This window comes from Amycolatopsis sp. NBC_00355, from assembly GCF_036104975.1.
Taxonomy (GTDB): Bacteria; Actinomycetota; Actinomycetes; order Mycobacteriales; family Pseudonocardiaceae; genus Amycolatopsis.
In genome coordinates this window covers 9,704,837-9,721,757 of the sequence record NZ_CP107982.1, presented here as the reverse complement: position 1 = coordinate 9,721,757, position 16,921 = coordinate 9,704,837, and the positions used below count along the sequence as shown (strand labels likewise).

At 73.3% G+C, this 16,921-nt stretch carries 13 protein-coding genes; all 13 read right to left on the bottom strand.

Annotated features, from left to right (window positions below; genetic code table 11):
* Positions 1 to 25: 25 nt before the first annotated feature.
* The 13 genes from OHS18_RS45240 to OHS18_RS45180 all read right to left on the bottom strand — a co-directional run bounded on the left by OHS18_RS45240 (position 26) and on the right by OHS18_RS45180 (position 16,905).
* Positions 26 to 973 carry a DUF389 domain-containing protein gene (locus OHS18_RS45240; RefSeq protein ID WP_328458575.1) on the bottom strand — a complete coding sequence of 316 codons (948 nt, stop codon included), beginning with the start codon at positions 971 to 973 and terminating at the stop codon, positions 26 to 28.
* A complete protein-coding gene (gene aspS, locus OHS18_RS45235) occupies positions 973 to 2,751 on the bottom strand; it encodes an aspartate--tRNA ligase (RefSeq protein ID WP_328614943.1) in 1,779 nt (592 codons plus the stop codon). Before aspS ends, OHS18_RS45240 begins: the two co-directional genes overlap by 1 nt.
* A gap of 165 nt (positions 2,752 to 2,916) precedes the next feature.
* Complete coding sequence (gene merB / locus OHS18_RS45230) at positions 2,917 to 3,519, bottom strand: organomercurial lyase (RefSeq protein WP_328614942.1); 603 nt, start codon at positions 3,517 to 3,519, stop codon at positions 2,917 to 2,919.
* A 357-nt stretch (positions 3,520 to 3,876) separates the two neighbouring features.
* Positions 3,877 to 5,796: an intein-containing Rv2578c family radical SAM protein gene (locus OHS18_RS45225; protein ID WP_328614941.1), complete on the bottom strand. Its 1,920-nt coding sequence runs from the start codon at positions 5,794 to 5,796 to the stop codon at positions 3,877 to 3,879.
* Positions 5,797 to 5,855: 59 nt separating this feature from the next.
* Entirely contained in the window at positions 5,856 to 7,268 is a 1,413-nt protein-coding gene (gene sthA / locus OHS18_RS45220) for a Si-specific NAD(P)(+) transhydrogenase (RefSeq protein ID WP_328614940.1), read from the bottom strand.
* A 64-nt stretch (positions 7,269 to 7,332) separates the two neighbouring features.
* A complete protein-coding gene (locus OHS18_RS45215; protein WP_328618690.1) occupies positions 7,333 to 8,658 on the bottom strand; it encodes a glutamine synthetase in 1,326 nt (441 codons plus the stop codon).
* Complete coding sequence (locus OHS18_RS45210; RefSeq protein ID WP_328614939.1) at positions 8,655 to 10,394, bottom strand: IucA/IucC family protein; 1,740 nt, start codon at positions 10,392 to 10,394, stop codon at positions 8,655 to 8,657. The genes OHS18_RS45215 and OHS18_RS45210 overlap by 4 nt, the downstream gene beginning before the upstream one ends.
* Positions 10,391 to 11,677, bottom strand: coding sequence for a lysine N(6)-hydroxylase/L-ornithine N(5)-oxygenase family protein (locus OHS18_RS45205; protein ID WP_328614938.1), 1,287 nt, complete (start codon positions 11,675 to 11,677; stop codon positions 10,391 to 10,393). Before OHS18_RS45205 ends, OHS18_RS45210 begins: the two co-directional genes overlap by 4 nt.
* A complete protein-coding gene (locus OHS18_RS45200; RefSeq protein WP_328614937.1) occupies positions 11,674 to 13,119 on the bottom strand; it encodes a pyridoxal phosphate-dependent decarboxylase family protein in 1,446 nt (481 codons plus the stop codon). Before OHS18_RS45200 ends, OHS18_RS45205 begins: the two co-directional genes overlap by 4 nt.
* 297 nt (positions 13,120 to 13,416) lie before the next feature.
* Positions 13,417 to 13,566: a hypothetical protein gene (locus OHS18_RS45195; RefSeq protein WP_328614936.1), complete on the bottom strand. Its 150-nt coding sequence runs from the start codon at positions 13,564 to 13,566 to the stop codon at positions 13,417 to 13,419.
* A complete protein-coding gene (locus OHS18_RS45190) occupies positions 13,563 to 13,796 on the bottom strand; it encodes a hypothetical protein (protein WP_328614935.1) in 234 nt (77 codons plus the stop codon). The genes OHS18_RS45195 and OHS18_RS45190 overlap by 4 nt, the downstream gene beginning before the upstream one ends.
* A gap of 62 nt (positions 13,797 to 13,858) precedes the next feature.
* Entirely contained in the window at positions 13,859 to 14,809 is a 951-nt protein-coding gene (locus OHS18_RS45185) for an LLM class F420-dependent oxidoreductase (protein WP_328458591.1), read from the bottom strand.
* Complete coding sequence (locus tag OHS18_RS45180) at positions 14,806 to 16,905, bottom strand: S9 family peptidase (protein WP_328614934.1); 2,100 nt, start codon at positions 16,903 to 16,905, stop codon at positions 14,806 to 14,808. The genes OHS18_RS45185 and OHS18_RS45180 overlap by 4 nt, the downstream gene beginning before the upstream one ends.
* Positions 16,906 to 16,921: the final 16 nt, after the last annotated feature.

Here is a 16,921-nt window from a genome sequence, read left to right as displayed (position 1 = left end):
AAGGGGCATCCCCGCCGGATCCGGGTCACCCGCGTGAAAGCGGACGAAGCTCCTCCGGGGAACGGTGCCCATTCCGGCGCACGATCAACACAACGGCCGCGGCTGCAACGATTCCGAGAAGGTTCACGAGCAGCTGCCCGATCGACTGGAGACACCTGCTCCACTCCCCCGCCACGGCCGCGACGACCGCGTATCCCGCGGCCGGCACCGTGGTCACCGAGATGAAGACCCCCACGAGCGCGGCCGACTTCGCCGACGTCATGGCGAGCATCCCGGCCGCGCCGGCGAGCATCGCCACGACCAGCGACGGTACGCCCACCGAGAACACGAAGTCGACCTCGCTGTGCCGCTTCAGCTCGAACGCCTGCGCGCCGAAGACGTCCGTCACCCGCACCAGCAGGGCGCCGCCGAGCGTGACGACCATGGCCAGCGGGAAGCCGATCGCGAGCGCCGCGCCCGCCTGCCGGACCAGGTCCCAGCGCCGCAGCACGAGGCCGACCGCGAACGCGGCGAGCGGCCCGAACTCGGGGCCGACGACCATCGCGCCGACGATCGTCACCGCCGAGTCGGTCAGCACGCCGACCGCCGCGAGCAGGCACGCGATGATGAGGAACGCCAGGAACGTCACGTTGAGCCGCGACTCCTCGCCGGTGCGGGACAGCAGCTCCTGCCACACGACGGCGTCGGCGCCCTCCCCCGGCGCGGCTTCCTCCGCCTCGTCGGCGGCGTCGGACAGGGCCGTGTCGAGCGCTTCCAGGGTGATCCCGCCGGTGCGGTCGAGTTCGAGCACGCACAGCGCGTCCACGATCTCGTCCGCCGCTTCGCGCGCGATGTCGGCCTCGAGCAGGTCACCTTCGGGTGACACGGCGGCACCGCGGTGCACGATCAGGTGCGCGGTGCCGGCGTGGACCCGCAGGATTTCGAGCGCCTGGGCGGTCTTGTCCGGCGGGCACACGGCCCTGAGGTGCAGCACTAGTTCTGCGGGGCGGGGGCGGCCGGCTTCGCGTCGATGCCGGCCTCCTTGCGCTGCTGCGCGGTGATCGGCGCGGGCGCCGCGGTCAGCGGGTCGTAGCCGCCGCCGGTCTTCGGGAACGCGATCACGTCACGCAGCGAGTCGGCCTTGGCCAGCAGCATGACGATGCGGTCCCAGCCGAACGCGATGCCGCCGTGCGGCGGCGGGCCGAAGGCGAAGGCGTCGAGCAGGAAGCCGAACTTCTCCTGCGCTTCCTCCTCGCCGAGGCCCATCAGCGCGAAGACGCGCTTCTGCACGTCACCGCGGTGGATACGGATCGAGCCACCGCCGATCTCGTTGCCGTTGCAGACGATGTCGTAGGCGTAGGCCAGGGCGTTGCCCGGGTCCTGCTCGAACTTGTCGATCCACTCCGGGGTCGGCGAGGTGAACGCGTGGTGCACCGCGGTCCACTTGCCGGAGCCGACGGCGACGTCGTCGCCGATGTCCTCGACCGGCGCGAACAGGGGGGCGTCGACGACCCACACGAACGACCAGGCGTCCTCGTCGATCAGGCCGAGGCGCTTGCCGATCTCGTCACGCGCGGCGCCCAGCAGCGGCTGCGTGCTCGCGGCCTTGCCGGCGGCGAAGAAGACGCAGTCGCCGATCTTGGCGCCCGCCGCGGCGGCGACGTTCTCGCGCTCGGTCTCGGAGAGGTTCTTGGCGACCGGGCCGCCGAGCGTGCCGTCCTCGTTGACGAGGATGTACGCGAGGCCGCGCGCGCCGCGCTGCTTCGCCCACTCCTGCCACGCGTCGAGCTGGCGCCGCGGCTGGCTCGCGCCGCCGGCCATCACGACCGCGCCGACGTAGGGCGCCTGGAACACGCGGAACGGCGTGTCGGCGAAGAACTCCGTCATGTCGGTGATCTCGAGGTCGAAGCGCAGGTCCGGCTTGTCCGAGCCGTACTTGGCCATCGCCTCGTGGTAGGTGATGCGCGGGATCGGCCGCGGGATCTCGTGCCCGATCAGCTTCCACAGCGCGGTGACGATGTCCTCGCCGACCTTGATGACGTCGTCCTGCTCGACGAAGCTCATCTCGATGTCGAGCTGGGTGAACTCCGGCTGGCGGTCGGCGCGGAAGTCCTCGTCCCGGTAGCAGCGCGCGATCTGGTAGTACCGCTCCATGCCGCCGACCATGAGCAGCTGCTTGAACAGCTGCGGCGACTGCGGCAGGGCGTACCAGGAGCCGGGCTTGAGCCGGGCCGGGATCACGAAGTCGCGGGCGCCTTCGGGGGTGGAGCGGGTCATCGTCGGGGTCTCGATCTCGACGAAGTCCTGGTTGTGCAGCACCTCGCGGGCGGCGCGGCTGACCTCGCTGCGCAGCCGCATGGCCGCGGCCGGGCCGCTGCGGCGCAGGTCCAGGTAGCGGTGCTTGAGGCGGATCTCCTCGCCGACGTCGACCCGGTCGTCGATCGGGAACGGCAGCGGCGCGGCCTCGGACAGCACCTCGAGCCCGGTCGCGAGGACCTCGATCTCGCCGGTGGGGATCTCGGCGTTCGCGTTGCCCTCGGGGCGCTTCGCGACCTCGCCGACGATCTTGACGCAGAATTCCGAGCGCAGCGCGTGGGCGCGCTCGGCCATCTCGCCTTCGCGGAAGACGACCTGGGCGACCCCGCTCGCGTCGCGGAGGTCGATGAAGATGACGCCGCCGTGATCTCGCCGCCGGGCCACCCATCCGGTGAGGGTGACGGTCTGTCCGGCCTGCTCGGCACGCAAGGTGCCGGCGTTGTGAGTGCGGAGCACTGCGACTGCTCTCCTTCGACATGGGCGGTTCTCGCTGCCCGGAAAGGCTAACGAACCGCCCAGTTCTTTCGGGGGTCCGGGTGGCAGAGCCCCCGGCTCGGGGCGAAGCCCCGCAGGTCACAGCCTACGACGTCGGCAGGCTTGGCTTGCTCCTCGGTCCCCGCGTCAAAGAACGAACTTCGGCCGGGCCTCCAGCGCGGCCACCAGCCGGTGGGCCTGGGCCAGGTAGGCGGCGACCTGGTAGATGCGGCCGCCGGGGTGCGCGACCAGCCAGTTCGCGGCCGCCGACGCGGACGCGAAGAACGGCTGCCCGGCGCACGCGACGGCTTCGACGTGGTCGAGGCCGAAGCCGAGGTCGATCGCGGCGACGACGGCGGAGGGCGGGTCGGCCTGCACGATGCCCCGCGACGTGAGCTCGATGCGGATGCGGGTGCCGGTGACCGGGCAGGTCGCGACGGCGTGCACCGGCTCGTTGGTCGCGAGGGCCAGCAGGAACATGTCGACCGAGCCGTCCGGGCCGGCGCCGAGGGTGCCTTCGGCCGGTTCGAGCCGGTGGTGGGCGCCGCGCGGCGTGGGGCCGGTCGAGACGAGGTCGCGGTGCAGGGTGAACCCGATCAGCTCGACGAGCCGCCGCGCTTCGGCGGGGGTGACACCGACGGTCCCGGCGAGGCGGTCGACGCCCACCGGGTGGCGGCCGGCCCGGGTCAGCTTGAGCGCGGCCCAGGCGAGCCGGGCCGCCGCGACACGGTCGGTCTGCGAGGTCGTCAACGTCCGGCTCCTTTCGGATCGATCCCTTCGACGTTAGGCGCCGACGAGGGGGGCCGACAACGACACGATCGGACATTTTCCCGCAAGCACCCGACTCCGCGCGCGCAAGTGCCGCCGGGTTACGGCGAACGGTGCAGCGGCGTGGTGTCCGGGGTGACGGCCTCACTCACACGGCCGCCCGGTGAGGGGATCACGTACTGAAATGGTGGCCCATAAAGGACAATCAAACCAACCGTGGCGGATCTGCGCCACGGGCGTCAGCCTAGCCGGAGTCGCCCCCCGCCCGGGTGGTCGTCCCGCTGGGTGGGCACCGGCGGCTCCCGGCCCGGTGGGTCCGGCCGCCCCGCGCCGGCACCGTCACAACAGTCGCAGCTGCTCGGCGGGCGCGACGTCGCCCCGCGGCGCGGGCGCCGGCGGTTCCGGAAGCCGCGGCTCGTACCCGGTCTTCGGGGCCAGCCCGTGCCGTCGCAGCAGCGGCGCCACGCGCTCCCCGAGCCGCTCGCGGTAGGCCTTCCGGACATAACTCCCCTTCGCGTACAGCTCCCGGTAGCGCGGGACCAGCGCCGGGTACGTCCCCGCCAGCCAGCGGCCGAACCACTCGCGGGCGCCGGGGCGCAGGTGCAGCGGGATGACCGTCACGCTCGACGCGCCCACCTCGGCCAGGCGCGCGAACAGCGCGTCGAGGGCCTCGGCGGAGTCGGTCAGCCACGGCAGCACCGGCGCCACCAGGACCGAGCACGGCAGCCCGGCCTCGCGGGCCTTGCGGACGAGCTCCAGCCGCGCCTGCGGGCTCGGCGTCCCCGGCTCGAGGCGGTGCTGCAGCTCGCGATCGAGCAGCGCGATCGACACGGCGAGGCCGACCGGGACGTCCGCCGCGACGCTCTGCAGCAGCGGCAGGTCCCTGGCCAGCACCGTGCCCTTCGTGAGCACCGACAACGGCGTGCCGGAGCGCGCGAGCGCCGTGATGATGCCCGGCATCAGCCCGTAGCGGCCCTCCGCGCGCTGGTACGGGTCGGTGTTGGTGCCCATCGCGACCGGCTCGCGCTGCCAGGACGGCCGTTTCAGCTGCCCGGCCAGCACCTGCGGGGCGTTGATCTTGACGACCACCTGGGTGTCGAAGTCGTGGCCGGCGTCGAAGTCGAGGTAGGTGTGGGTGTTCCGGGCGAAGCAGTTGTGCGACACCATGCCGTCGGCGATGAAGTCGCCGGTGCCGGTGGTGATGTCGAACAGCGGGAGCTGCAGGCCCAGCGCCTCGATCGCCTCGACGCGCCGCCTGCTGGCGCCGATCACCGAACCGTCGAGCGAGCGTTTCCAGCCGACCGCCGGGTTGCTCAGGTGCAGGAACCGGAGGACTTCGCCGGCGCCGCCGAGCAGCCGGACCTCCTGGCGCGTCGGGAACTTCGGCACTTCGTCGAGCTGGTGCGCGAAGTCGAAGGCGGTGAGCGCGGCCGCGAAGGCGTCGGTGATCTCCGGCTCGTCGTGCGCGACGGACAGCAGGCCGCGGCCGTGGCTGCCGGCGAGGTCGAAGACACCGGCGAGGAACCCGCGCCGCCAGTGCGCGTCCGGATCGGCGGGTACCTTGAGGAAGCCGACCGACGCCCCGAAGTCCGGCAGGTACTCCAGCGCCCGCGCGGCCGCGTCCGGCTCCGCGGCGAACCCGCCGGAGCGCAGCATCCCGCACAGGTAGCCGGCGCGGTACCCGAGCGTCTCGTCCGGCGTCGGCTCGAACCGGCCGACGCCGATCAGCTCCGCGCCGGGGGTCAGGTGCGGCCGCTGGGCGATGCCGAGTTTGCTGCCGGTGACGTGCTTCCAGCCCTTCGAGGTGAGGAACCGGTGATCGCCGCTCGCGACGAGCCGGGTGCCGTCGTCGAGGGTGACGCGGTAGGCGTCGCGCAGCGTCGTCCAGTGCGCGAGCACCTTGGTCGGCACCAGCCGCCGGGCCGCGCCGTGGCCGCGGGTGCCGTAGATCGCGTCGCCGGCCTTCAGCTCCGACAGCGCCCGCGTCCGGCCGTCGGCGAGCAGGATCCGGGTACCGCCCTCCAAGCAATACGTACAGGCGTGGGAGCAGCCGCGGTACGGGTTGACCGTCCAGCCGAACGGCACCCCGGAGCCCGCGGGCACCTTGTTCAGCACCGAGCGGGCGTTCACCTCGTGAAAGGTGACGCCGTCGAATTCCGGTGACCGCACGGAACGCACCAGGCCTTCCAGCCCGGGCAGTGCCGGCTCACCCTCCCCTGCTCGCTGCCGATCCCATCGCACTCCGGCAGTCGAACACATGTTCTATTCGGGTGTCAAACCGGTTCGCGCCGGGTGGGACGGGTGGTGCGGATGGGGCGTCAGGAGGTGAACCGGTCCAAGGCGCGGATCTTGTTGGTGGCGTCCAACGCGGCCACCTTGTACGCCTCCGAGAGCGTCGGGTAGTTGAACACCGCGTCGACGAGGTAGTCGACCGTGCCGCCGCAACCCATCACCGCCTGTCCGATGTGGACCAGGTCGGTCGCGCCCGTGCCGAACACGTGCACGCCCAGCAGTTTCCGGTCCTTCGTGGACACCAGCAGCTTCAGCATGCCGTAGCTGTCGCCGGTGATCTGGCCGCGCGCGAGCTCGCGGTAGCGGGCGATGCCGACCTCGTACGGCACCGACGACGACGTCAGCTGCGCCTCGGTGGCGCCGACGTACGAGATCTCCGGGATCGTGTAGATCCCGATCGGCTGCAGCGCGCCGAGGCCGTTCGCCGGTTCGCCGAAGGCGTGGTACGCCGCGAGCCGCCCCTGGTCCATCGACGTCGCCGCCAGCGCCGGGAAGCCGATCACGTCGCCGACCGCGTAGATGTGCGGGACCTCGGTGCGGTAGTGCTCGTCGACGACGAGCCGGCCGCGCTCGTCCGCGGCCAGCCCGGCTTGGTCCAGCGCGAGCGAGCCGGTCATACCCTGGCGGCCGGCGGAGTACATCACGCCGTCGGCCGGGATGCGCTTGCCGCTGACCAGGGTCGTGATCGTCGCGTCGTCGGACACCGCGACGTCGGCGACCTTCTCGCCGAACCGGAACGTGACGCCGAGGTCGCGCAGCTGGAACTTCAGCGACTCGACGATCTCGGGGTCGCAGAAGTCCAGCATCTGGTCGCGCTGCTCGACCACGGTGACCCGCGAGCCGAGCGCGGCGAACATCGACGCGTACTCGATGCCGATCACGCCCGCGCCGACCACGACGAGCGACGACGGGATCTGTTCGAGCCGCAGGATCTCGTCGGAGTCGAGCACGCGGGCGGCGTCGAAGTCGACGTGCCCGGGCCGCGCGGGCCGGGTGCCGGTGGCGATCACGACGTAGTCGCCGGTCAGCGTCCGGCGGTCGCCGGCGTGCTTGCCGTCGACGACGACGGTGTGCGGGTCGGCGAACGAGCCCATGCCGGCGATCAGGTCGACGTGGTTGCGCATCAGCTGGGCGCGCACCACCTGGACCTCGCGCCCGACCACGTGCTGGGTGCGCGCCAGCAGGTCGGCGATGGTGATGTCCTGCTTGACCCGGTAGCTGGCGCCGTACAGCTCGCGCTGGTTCATGCCGGTCAAGTAGAGCACCGCTTCGCGCAGGGTCTTGGACGGGATCGTGCCGGTGTTGACGCACACCCCGCCGACCATGTCGTGCCGGTCGACGACCGCCACCTTCTTGCCCAGTTTCGCGGCCGCGATGGCGGCCTTCTGCCCGCCCGGGCCGGAACCGATGACGATGAGGTCGTACTCGTGCTCGCTCACGGTGTCGAGCCTGCGCACCCGGAGCCCGCCGCGCAACCCCCAGCGGGTGAAGAGGGGTGCACGGTCAGGCCCGGAGGGCTCCCCGGCGCCGCTGCCAGCCGGTCACGGCGTCCAGACCGGACTCGATCTCCTCCGTGAGCAGCGCCGTCAGCTGCGCCGCGACGTCCACGCCGAGCAGCTTGCCGACCCGGCCGTCCGTGACCAGCGCCAGCGCCTCCCACGGTGACGTCGCCAGCGAGCCGGCCGAGACGCCCGGGGCCGGCGGTGTCAGGCCCTCCTCCAGCCCGAACCGCCCGGCCGCCAGCAGCGCCGCGAGGACCAGGTGGGGCTGGGCGTCCGCGCCCGGGAACCGGAACTCCAGGCGGCGGTTCTCCACGGGTCCCGCCACCCGGACCGACGCCGTCCGGTCGTCGTGGCCCCAGCGGACCTCACGCGGGGAGAACGGCGCCGTCCGCAGCCGGACGAAGCCGTTCCACGTCGGCGACCACACCGCCGTCAGCGCCCGCGCGTCGCGCAGGACGCCGGCCAGGAACCCGCCCAGCAGGTCCGGCGGCGAACCGTCCACTGTGGACAGCGACAGGTGCACGTGCCCCGAGTTCCCCTGTCCCGGCGCGGGCGCGGCCAGGTAATCCGCGGTGACGCCGTGGCGCGCCGCGACCCGGCGGACGATCAGCTGCTGCAGCAGGACGTCGTCGCAGGCGGCGAGGGCGTCGCGGTGGCGCAGCACGATCTCGTACTGGCCCGGGTGGCACTCCGCGCGCGCCGACTCGACGCCCAGCCCGGCCTCGTCGAGCGCCACGCGCAGGTCGCGCAGCAACGGCGCCAGGCGTTCGGTGCCGCCGACCGCGTAGTCGACGCCGTGCGCGGTGAGCGGCTCGCCGGCCGCGTCGCGGAACACCACCTCGTGCTCGATGCCGACCGACGGCACCAGCCCGAGCCCTTCGAGCGCTTCGAGCTGCCCGCGCAGCACTTCGCGCGGGGCCAGTTCCGCGACCGGCCCGGACGGCCACCCGGCGTCGCACACCACCGCCCACGTCCGGTCGCCGAGCGGGATCGCGCTCGCCGCGTCCGGCCGCATCCGCAGGTCGCCGTACCCCTCCAGGTAGCCATTCAGGTAGCCACCGAGCGCGCCGGACCCGGGCAGCGCCGCGCGCTCGGGCGTCCACGCGAAGACGTAGCTGCAGACGCCGTACCCGTCGGTGAGGACGTCGGCGGCGAACGGCGCGGCCAGCTCGACGGCGGCGAAGCGGGCGTGCGGATCGGGCACCAGCAGGAGCAGGCGCGCGCCGTCCTCGGCGAGCACCCCGCGCAGCACGGCTTCCCCGGTCACGGCCGCCGCGCGCCGGTCGGCCAGCGACCGCGGGCCGACCGGGCGCGCGAACGGCGTCACCACGCGCCGCCGGGATCCGCGGCGTGCAGCGGGTTCGGCACCCGGCCGAAGCGGACGTCGAACTCGTCGTCGCGCTCCACCTTGTCGAAGCCCTGCCCGGCGAAGTGCTCGCGGTTGAGCGTGACGCGCTCGACGTCCGGCGCGAACAGCCGGCACGCGTCGAACCGCGCGGCGACGTCCGGGTTCTCGTCGCGGTAGCGGCCGACGATCTCCCGCACCGGCGCCCAGAACTTCGCCCGCGGCAGGCCCAGCTCGTCGAGCAGCACCTCGGCCCAGAACCGGAACTGCCCGGAGAACACCGAGCTGAACAGCGACTGCGCGAGCAGGTGCGCGGGCCAGCGCAGCATGTCGGCGGCCGCCTCGGGCGGGAGGCTTTCGTAGCTCTCGAGCTGCTCGTCGAGCAGGTCGACGCCCTGGGCGAAGTCCTTGATCAGCGCCCGCTGCGGCACGCCGGCGGCGTCGACGACGAGGATCAGGTTCTGGCCGTGCGGGCAGAAGCCGACACCGTGGCGCAGCAGCCACTGCAGCAACGGCGTGAGCGTCAGGTCGAACAACCGCGTCAGCCACGCCTCCGGGTCGCCGCCGCCGATCAGGTGGGCGAGCACGGAGACGCCGTCGGGGCCGCGATAAGGCAGGGCGGCGAACGAAATCGCGCGCTCGCCGTCGCCGAGGTGCGCGGTGAGGGGCTCCCGCCACAGGGCGCCCAGGGTCTCGTGGAACCGGTAGGGCAGCTCCTCCAGGTGCCCGAACAGCGGGTGCTTGACCGACACGCTCGCGACCTCGCCGAGCAGCCCGAAGCGGTACTTCTCGGCCAGGAGCGGATCGCCGGCGCTGACCCGGCGCAGCCACGACGTCACGGACGGCCCGGCGAGCGTGGCCGCGGAGTTGAGCCCCCGGTAGACGAGTGTGTTCCGCACCGACACCGCGGTCTTGACGTCGTGCCGCCCGGGCGCGCTCACGTTCGCGAGCGTCCGGACCGTCTGGTGCGCGCGGTAGCCGTCGGCGCTCTCGCCGAGGTCGATCATGACGCCGGTGGCGAGCTCGGCGGCGTAGAGCGTGCCGAGGATTTCGTCGGCCTGCCACGGGTGCACCGGCACCCAGACGTAATTTTCGGGCGCACGCCCGGTGAACTCCGCCCGCAGGTCGCCGAGTTCGGCGTCCAGCAACGCGTCCCGGCTCAGTTCGCCGACACTGCGGAACTCGGCGTGGTCGGGGTGGACGGCGAACCACCGCAGCCGGACGTCGGCCCCGGCCTCCGGCGCGTAGCGGGCGCGGTCGGCCGCCGAGAAGCCGACGCGGCCCTTGTTGAGCACCAGTCGCGGGTGCCCCGTGAGGTGCCCGTCGGCGACGTTGTAGTCCAGTGTGGACAGCTCGGCGGCGGTCGGCGCGCGGCGCAGGCGGGCGGCCTCGTTGGCGACCGTCGCGGTCAGCTCGGCCAGCACGTCGGCCAGGCGCAACCCGCTGAGCCCCAACGTCTTCCGCGCGTCCACGACGAGCGCGCGCGGGTCGGTGACCGGCTCGCCGGACCGGTGCGCGCTGCCCGGCACGACCGTCCAGGCGTCGAACGCGCCGCGCCGAGCTTGGAATGTATAGACGACGTCGTCCGGCAGCTCCAGCCGGTAACCGTCGCCGCCGGTGACCGGCTCCAGCATGTGCTCGTACGACAGCTCGCCGAGCATCTTGTGCGTGATCAGGGCACCGGCCGCGCGCCAGGCGGCCGCCTCGTCGATGCTCACTGGTCCTCCAGGCCGAACGTGGTGAAAGCGGTGCGGTCGGGCAGCTCGTGCACGGTCTTGCCGCACACGGCGTTGAGGATCACGGCCGCCCGCCAGGCCCCCAGGCCGAGGTCGGGCGCGCCCGGCCCGTGCGTGTGCCGTTCCGCGTTCTGCACGAACAGCGGCCCCGGCACGTCGAGGGCGACCCGGTGGTCGGGGCCGACCACGAGCCGGCCCCGGTCGTCGCGGCGGACGGCGTCACCGAGGCCGGCGAGCAACGGCCCGGTCGGCGTTTCGCGATAGCCGGTGGCGGCCACGACGGCGGCGGTGCGCACGGTCCCGTCGCGGCCCTGCTGCGCGTGCCGCAGTCCCAAGTCGACATAGCCATCCACAGTGGACGCCGAGACGACCTCGACGCCCGGGCTCAGCACCGCGCCGGGCCAGCCGCCGCCGATGCTGCGGCGGTAGAGCTCGTCGTGGATCGCGGCGATCGTCTCGGCGTCGATCCCCTTGTACAGCTGCCACTGTGTGGGCAGCAGGCGGTCGCGGACCGCGCCCGGCAGGCCGTGGAAGTAGGCGGTGTAGTCCGGGGTGAACTGCTCCAGCCCCAGCTTCGAGTACTCCATCGGCGCGAACGCCGGGGTCCGCGCGAGCCAGCGCAAGCCGTCCACAGTGGATCGCGCGCGCAGCAGGTCGAGGACGACCTCGGCGCCCGACTGCCCGGACCCGACGACCGTGACGCTCTCGGCGGCCACCAGCGCGTCCCGGTGGGTGAGGTAGTCCGTGGCGTGCAGCGCGAGGGTGTCCGGGTCCGAGACCAGGTCCCGCAACGGTTCCGGCACCGACGGCACCGAGCCGACGCCGAGCACGACGGCGTCGGCGAGCACCGGTTCGGCGCCGGCGACCGTCAGCTCGAACGCCGCTTCGGCCGCGTCCCAGCGGACGCCGGTGACCTCGTGGCCGAACCGGCACGACGGCAGCCGCGCCGCGGCCCAGCGGCCGTAGTCGTCGTATTCGGCGCGCGGCAGGTGGAACCGCTCGGCGAAGTAGAACGGCAGCAGCCGGCCGCGGTCGCGCAGGTAGTTGAGGAACGACAACGGGTTCGTCGGGTCGACCAGCGTCACCAGGTCGGCGAGGAACGGCACCTGCAGGCTCGCGCCCTCGACCAGCAGGCCGGGGTGCCACCGGAACTCCGGGCGGGCGTCGAAGAACACCGCGTCCAGGCCGTCGACCGGGGCGGCGAGCGCCGCGAGCGAGAGGTTGAACGGCCCGATCCCGATGCCCGCCAGGTGGTGGCGCCTCACGAAGCGACCGGGCTTTCCCGGTTCGCGACGAGCTCGGCACCCGCGGTGGCGGCGATCCGGTCCAGCAGCGGGCGGTAGTCCTCGACGGTGGTGCCGGGGTGCAGCAGCGTCAGCTTGAGCCACAGCTGCGGCGCGCCGGCGGGGCCGGTCGGCAGCGCCGCCCGGCCGATCACCGCGGTGCCCGCCTCCAGCAGCGCGCGGCGCACCCGGGCGACGAGCTCGTCGGCTTCGGGGTCCGCGAGGTCGTCGGCGACGACCGGGCGCAGGACCACGGTGGACAGCTCCGGCGCGCCCCAGAGCCGCAGGCCGGGGTGGGCGTCGACGACCGCCGCGACGTCCTGGGCGGTGTCGCAGCAGTGCTCGACGAGCGCGCCGAGGCCGTCGGTGCCCAGCGCTCGCACGGTGACCGCCATCCGGAACGCGTCCGGGCGCCGCGACGTCCGGATCGAGCGGCCGAGCAGGTCCGGCAGGCCGGCCTCGGTGTCGTCGTCGGCGTTGAGGTACTCGGCCCGCACGGTCAGCGCGCCGAGGTCGGCGGCCTCACGGGCGGCGAAGAGACCCGCCGCGACCGGCTGCCAGCCGAACTTGTGCAGGTCGAGCGCGACGGAGTCGGCCAGCTCCAGCCCGGCGAGCCGCTCCCGCAGGCCGGCGCTGCACAGCACCATCCCGCCGTACGCGGCGTCGACGTGCAGGCGGGCCCCCGCCCGCCGGCAGACTTCGGCGATCTCCGGCAGCGGGTCGATCGTGCCGGTGTTGGTCGTCCCGGCGGTCGCGACGACGACGGCGGACGCGCCCAGCTCGCGGAGGGTCCCGGCGAGCGCCCCGGGCAGCAGGCGGTCACCCTCACAGGCGACGACGACCGGCGCGGGCAACCCGAGCAGCCAGGCCGCGCGGGCCACGCTGTGGTGGGCGTTGACGCCGCAGACGGGCCGGACGTGCGGGTCCCGCTCGCGGGCCAGCAGCAGGCCGAGCAGGTTCGATTCGGTGCCGCCGGTGGTCACGACGGCGTCCGGCGCGGCGGCGTCCGGGTAGCAGAGGCGGGCGATGCCGGTGGTGAACTCGCGTTCCAGCTCGCTGGCCACCGGCGCCTGGTCCCAGGAGTCCATCGACGGGTTGAGCGCGCTTGCCACCACGTCGGCGGCGACGGACACCGCGAGCGGCGGGCAGTGCAGGTGGGCCGCGCAGGCCGGATCGGCGGGATCGGCCGAGCCCGCCGCGAGCAGCCGGCTGAGCTCCTCGAGCGCGACCTCGGCGCCGACACCCCGGTGTGGCAGAGCGCCCCCTTCGGCGGCGAGCGCCGCGGCCACCGCCGCGGGTCCACCGGCCGGCACCGGCCCGCCGCGCTCGGCGACGCCGGCCGCCATGCCGCGCAGTGCCGCCGGGATCAGCTCCCCGAGCCGGTCCGCGCCGCCTTCGCCCCCGGCCAGCCCGTCTCCCCGCATGTACCCCGCCTTCCTTAGGGTTGCCTTGCCTACGCTGGGCAACAGTACGGCGACCGAAGGCTGCGTGTCACCCGGCCCCGTTCCAGCATGCGCGACCGACCGGCGGGAACGCGTCGGCCATCGGGAGTAGGTTCGGCCACGAAGGTGATCGACTGTGACGACGGGCTGCGAGTACGGATCGCCCGCCCGTGTCGGCCACTCCGGGCATCGTGTTGGCCGTTCGGGAACGGCCGGGCCGCCCGGCAACGGCCAACACAGTGACCGGAGTGGCCAACACGGCGACCGGAAAAGGCCGGGCTAGTCCGAGTCCGGGCGGCCGAGGCGCCGGCGGACGCGGTCGCGGGCCTCGATCAGGCGGGTCGCCCGGCCGTCTTCGCGGCCGGCGCGGCGGTCGAGCTTCCAGTCGAGGTAGTCGGCGAGCGCGCTGTCACCCCACTTGCGCTTCACCCGGCGACGCCGGAAAGCAGCCGTTGTTCCGCCGCCTCCGCGCGGACGTCGTCGGGGTTTCCGGTCGCCGCGCGCAGGGTGAGGCTTTCGTGCGCGCGGTTGGCCCGCCTCGCGAAAGCCTTGCTGCGCGGCAGGTTCTTGCGCGACGACTTGGCGTTCTCGCCGTAGTCGTCGCGCCGGTCCTTCAGGTAGCTGAGCCGCTTCTTCTCCTGCGGCGTCTTCCGTCTCACCCGCCCAGGGAACACCCGGTCACCGCCGTACGGCAACCGGGTTTCCCCGGGTCGTCAGCGGGTCAGCGCGGCGCCAGGGCCCGGACCTGTTCGAACGGGTCGCCGCCGGTGGGGAGCAGCGCGATGATCGGGGTGGTCAGGCCGTTGTCCACATAGGACTGGACCTGTTCGCGGCACGAGTCGAGGCTGCCGTGGACGATCAGGTCGTCCACCACCGCGTCCGGGATGACCTGGTTGGCCTTCTGCCGGTCGCCCGCCGCCCAGGCCTCGTGCATCGGGGCGAGCGCCTCGCCGCGGCCGAGCCACTCGTGGAACGCCGCGTACACCGGGACCGTCAGGTAGCTCGAGATCAGCATCCGGCCGAGACCCCGCGCCGCGGCGGCGTCCTCGGTGGGGCAGACGAAGATCCGGGCCGCCAGCTCGACGTCCGGGCCGATGACCGAACGCACCTTGGGCACGTCCGTGGGCGCCAGCCAGTTCGTGATGGCGCCGTCCGCCTCGCGGGCCGCCAGCTTCAGCATGCCGGGGCGCAAGGCGGCCAGCATGATCGACGGCGGCGGGTCGGCCGGGCGCTCCAGGCGGAACTTCGAAACGGCGAACGTGTCGTACTTCTCGCTGACCTTCTCCCCCGTCAGCGCCGAGCGCAGGAACCGCAGCGTGTCCCGCGACCGCGCGAACGGCTCTTCGAACGGAGCCGCGTTCCAGTTCTCCACGATCACCGGGGACGACGCGCCGATGCCGAGCACGAACCGGCCCGGCGCCAGCTCGGCGACGGTCGCCGCCTGCATCGCCAGCAGGCCCGGGCCGCGCGTGTAGACCGGCACGATCGCGGTGCCGAGCCGCAGCTGCGGTGCCCACTGCGACGCGAGCACGAGCGGCGTGAACGCGTCCGTGCCCGCGGTCTCCGCCGTCCACGCGTCGGTGTAGCCCAGGTCCGGCAGCTGCTCGACCAGCTCGCGGTGCGCCGTCAACGGCACCCCGGTCAGCGGGATCGTGAGGCCCCAGCGGCTCATGCGTTCTCCTTGTCCACGACGGAAAGCTCACGCAGGATCCAGTCGACCTGGGTGCGCATCAGGTTCTCCGCGACCTCTTCGGCCTGCGGCGTCATGTGGGTGGCCCCGGCCAGTGGCAGGAACACGTGCGAGCGGCCCTTCGCCAGCAGCGCCGAGGACAGCCGCAGCGAGTGGGCGACGAACACGTTGTCGTCGGCCAGCCCGTGCACGATCAGCAGTGCGCGGCTCAGCTCGCCGGCGCTCTCGATCAGCGAGTTGTGCGCGTAGCTTTCCGGATCATCCTGCGGTTTCCCGAGGTAGCGCTCGGTGTAGTGCGTGTCGTACAACGACCAGTCCGTGACGGGCGCGCCCGCGACCGCCGCGTGGAAGACGTCCGGGCGGCGCAGCACGGCCAGCGCGGACAGGTAACCGCCGTAGGACCAGCCGCGGATCGCGACGCGCTCGACGTCCAGCTCCGGGAACCGCGCGGCCGCGGCCTGCAGCGCGTCGACCTGGTCCTGCAGGGTGACGTCGGCGAGGCGCCCGTGGATCTCGCGCTCCCACACCGCGCCGCGCCCGGGCGTGCCGCGGCCGTCGGCGACGAGCACCGCGAAGCCCTGGTCGGCCAGCCACTGCGACGTCAGGAACGCGTTGCGGCTCTGCAGCACACGCTGGGCGTGCGGGCCGCCGTACGGGTCGAGCAGCACCGGCAGCCTGCCCTCGCTCGGCTCGTACCCGCGCGGCAGCAGCAGGGCGCCGCGCAGGCCGCGCTCCCCCAGCGTCAGCCAGGTCAGGTTCGGCACGATGTCCGGGTCCACAGTGGACGACTCGATCGACGCCACTTCCGCGCCGTCGCGCAGCACCGAGACGCGCGGGCCGCTGTGCTCCAGGCTCCACGACGACAACACCGTGACGCCGGCGTTTCCGGCACCGTGGTGCACGCCGTCCACAGTGGACAACCGGTGGATCGACCCGTCTCCGGTGCGGTAGACGTGGATCTGCGTCGAGTCTTCGTCCGACGCGCTGAAGAGCAGCTCGTCACCGACGTCGAGGACCGCGCGCAGCTGCAGCCCGTCCGGGGTGATCGCCTCGTCGCCGACGTAGAGCCGGTGGTCGCCGTCGACCATCCGCTCGGTGACCAGGCGCCCGTCGGGCGTCCACGCGGGGACGCCGCCGACGATGTCGATCCAGTGCTGGTCGGCGGCGGTGTGCACGACCGACGTCGAGCCGTCGGTGACGTCGAGGGCGAGCACGTCCAGCCGCGTCTGGTCGCGCGGCTCGACGGCCAGCAGCGGCGCGCCGCCCGCCGACCAGTGCACCGAGGCGAGGTACTCCCACTCCCCCGGCGCGACGTCGACGCGGGAGCCGTCCAGGCCGAGGATCGCCAGCGTGACGAGGGCGTTCGTGGTGCCCGCGGCCGGGTAGGCGACGACGTTGGCCGGGTTCTGCGGGTTGGCCGGGTCGGCGATGGTCCAGCGCGGCACCGGGCCGCGGTCGGCGCGCTCGGCCAGCAGGGCCGTGCCGTCCGGGGCCCACCAGTAACCCCGGTTGCGGTCCATCTCCTCGGCGGCGATGAACTCCGCGAGACCCCACGTGACGTCTTCGCTGTCCTCCCCGGCCAGCACCCGGTCGTCGCCGGTGGCCAGCTCGATGACGTGCAGCCGCCGGTCCTGCACGTACGCGACGTGCGTGCCGGCCGGGCTCGGCCGCGGGTCGATGACCGCACCGTCGACCCGCAGCGTCACCTCGCCGGACGCGAGGTCCAGGGTGTACAGCTTGCCCGAGAGTGTGAAGGCCGCGACCGTGAAGCCCGCGTCGACGCCGTAGTGGACGACCCCGCCGCCGGTCTCGCGGGCCCGTTCACGCCGCGCCCGCTCCTCGGCCGGCAGCTCCTCCTCGCCGGGCAGCAGCTCGGCGGCGTCGACGACCTTCGTCTCGGCGCCGCTCGCGAGGTCGGCCGACCAGAGGCTGTGCCGCGGGTCGGTACCCGACTCCGCCCGCAGGAACAGCACACGCGAACCGTCCGGGGCGACCCGGAACGCCTTCGGCGCGCCGAGGGTGAAGCGCTGGGTACGGGCCTGTTTGCGGAGGAACGGGAGATCGTCGACATCGGTCACGCCCGCACTCTTCCAG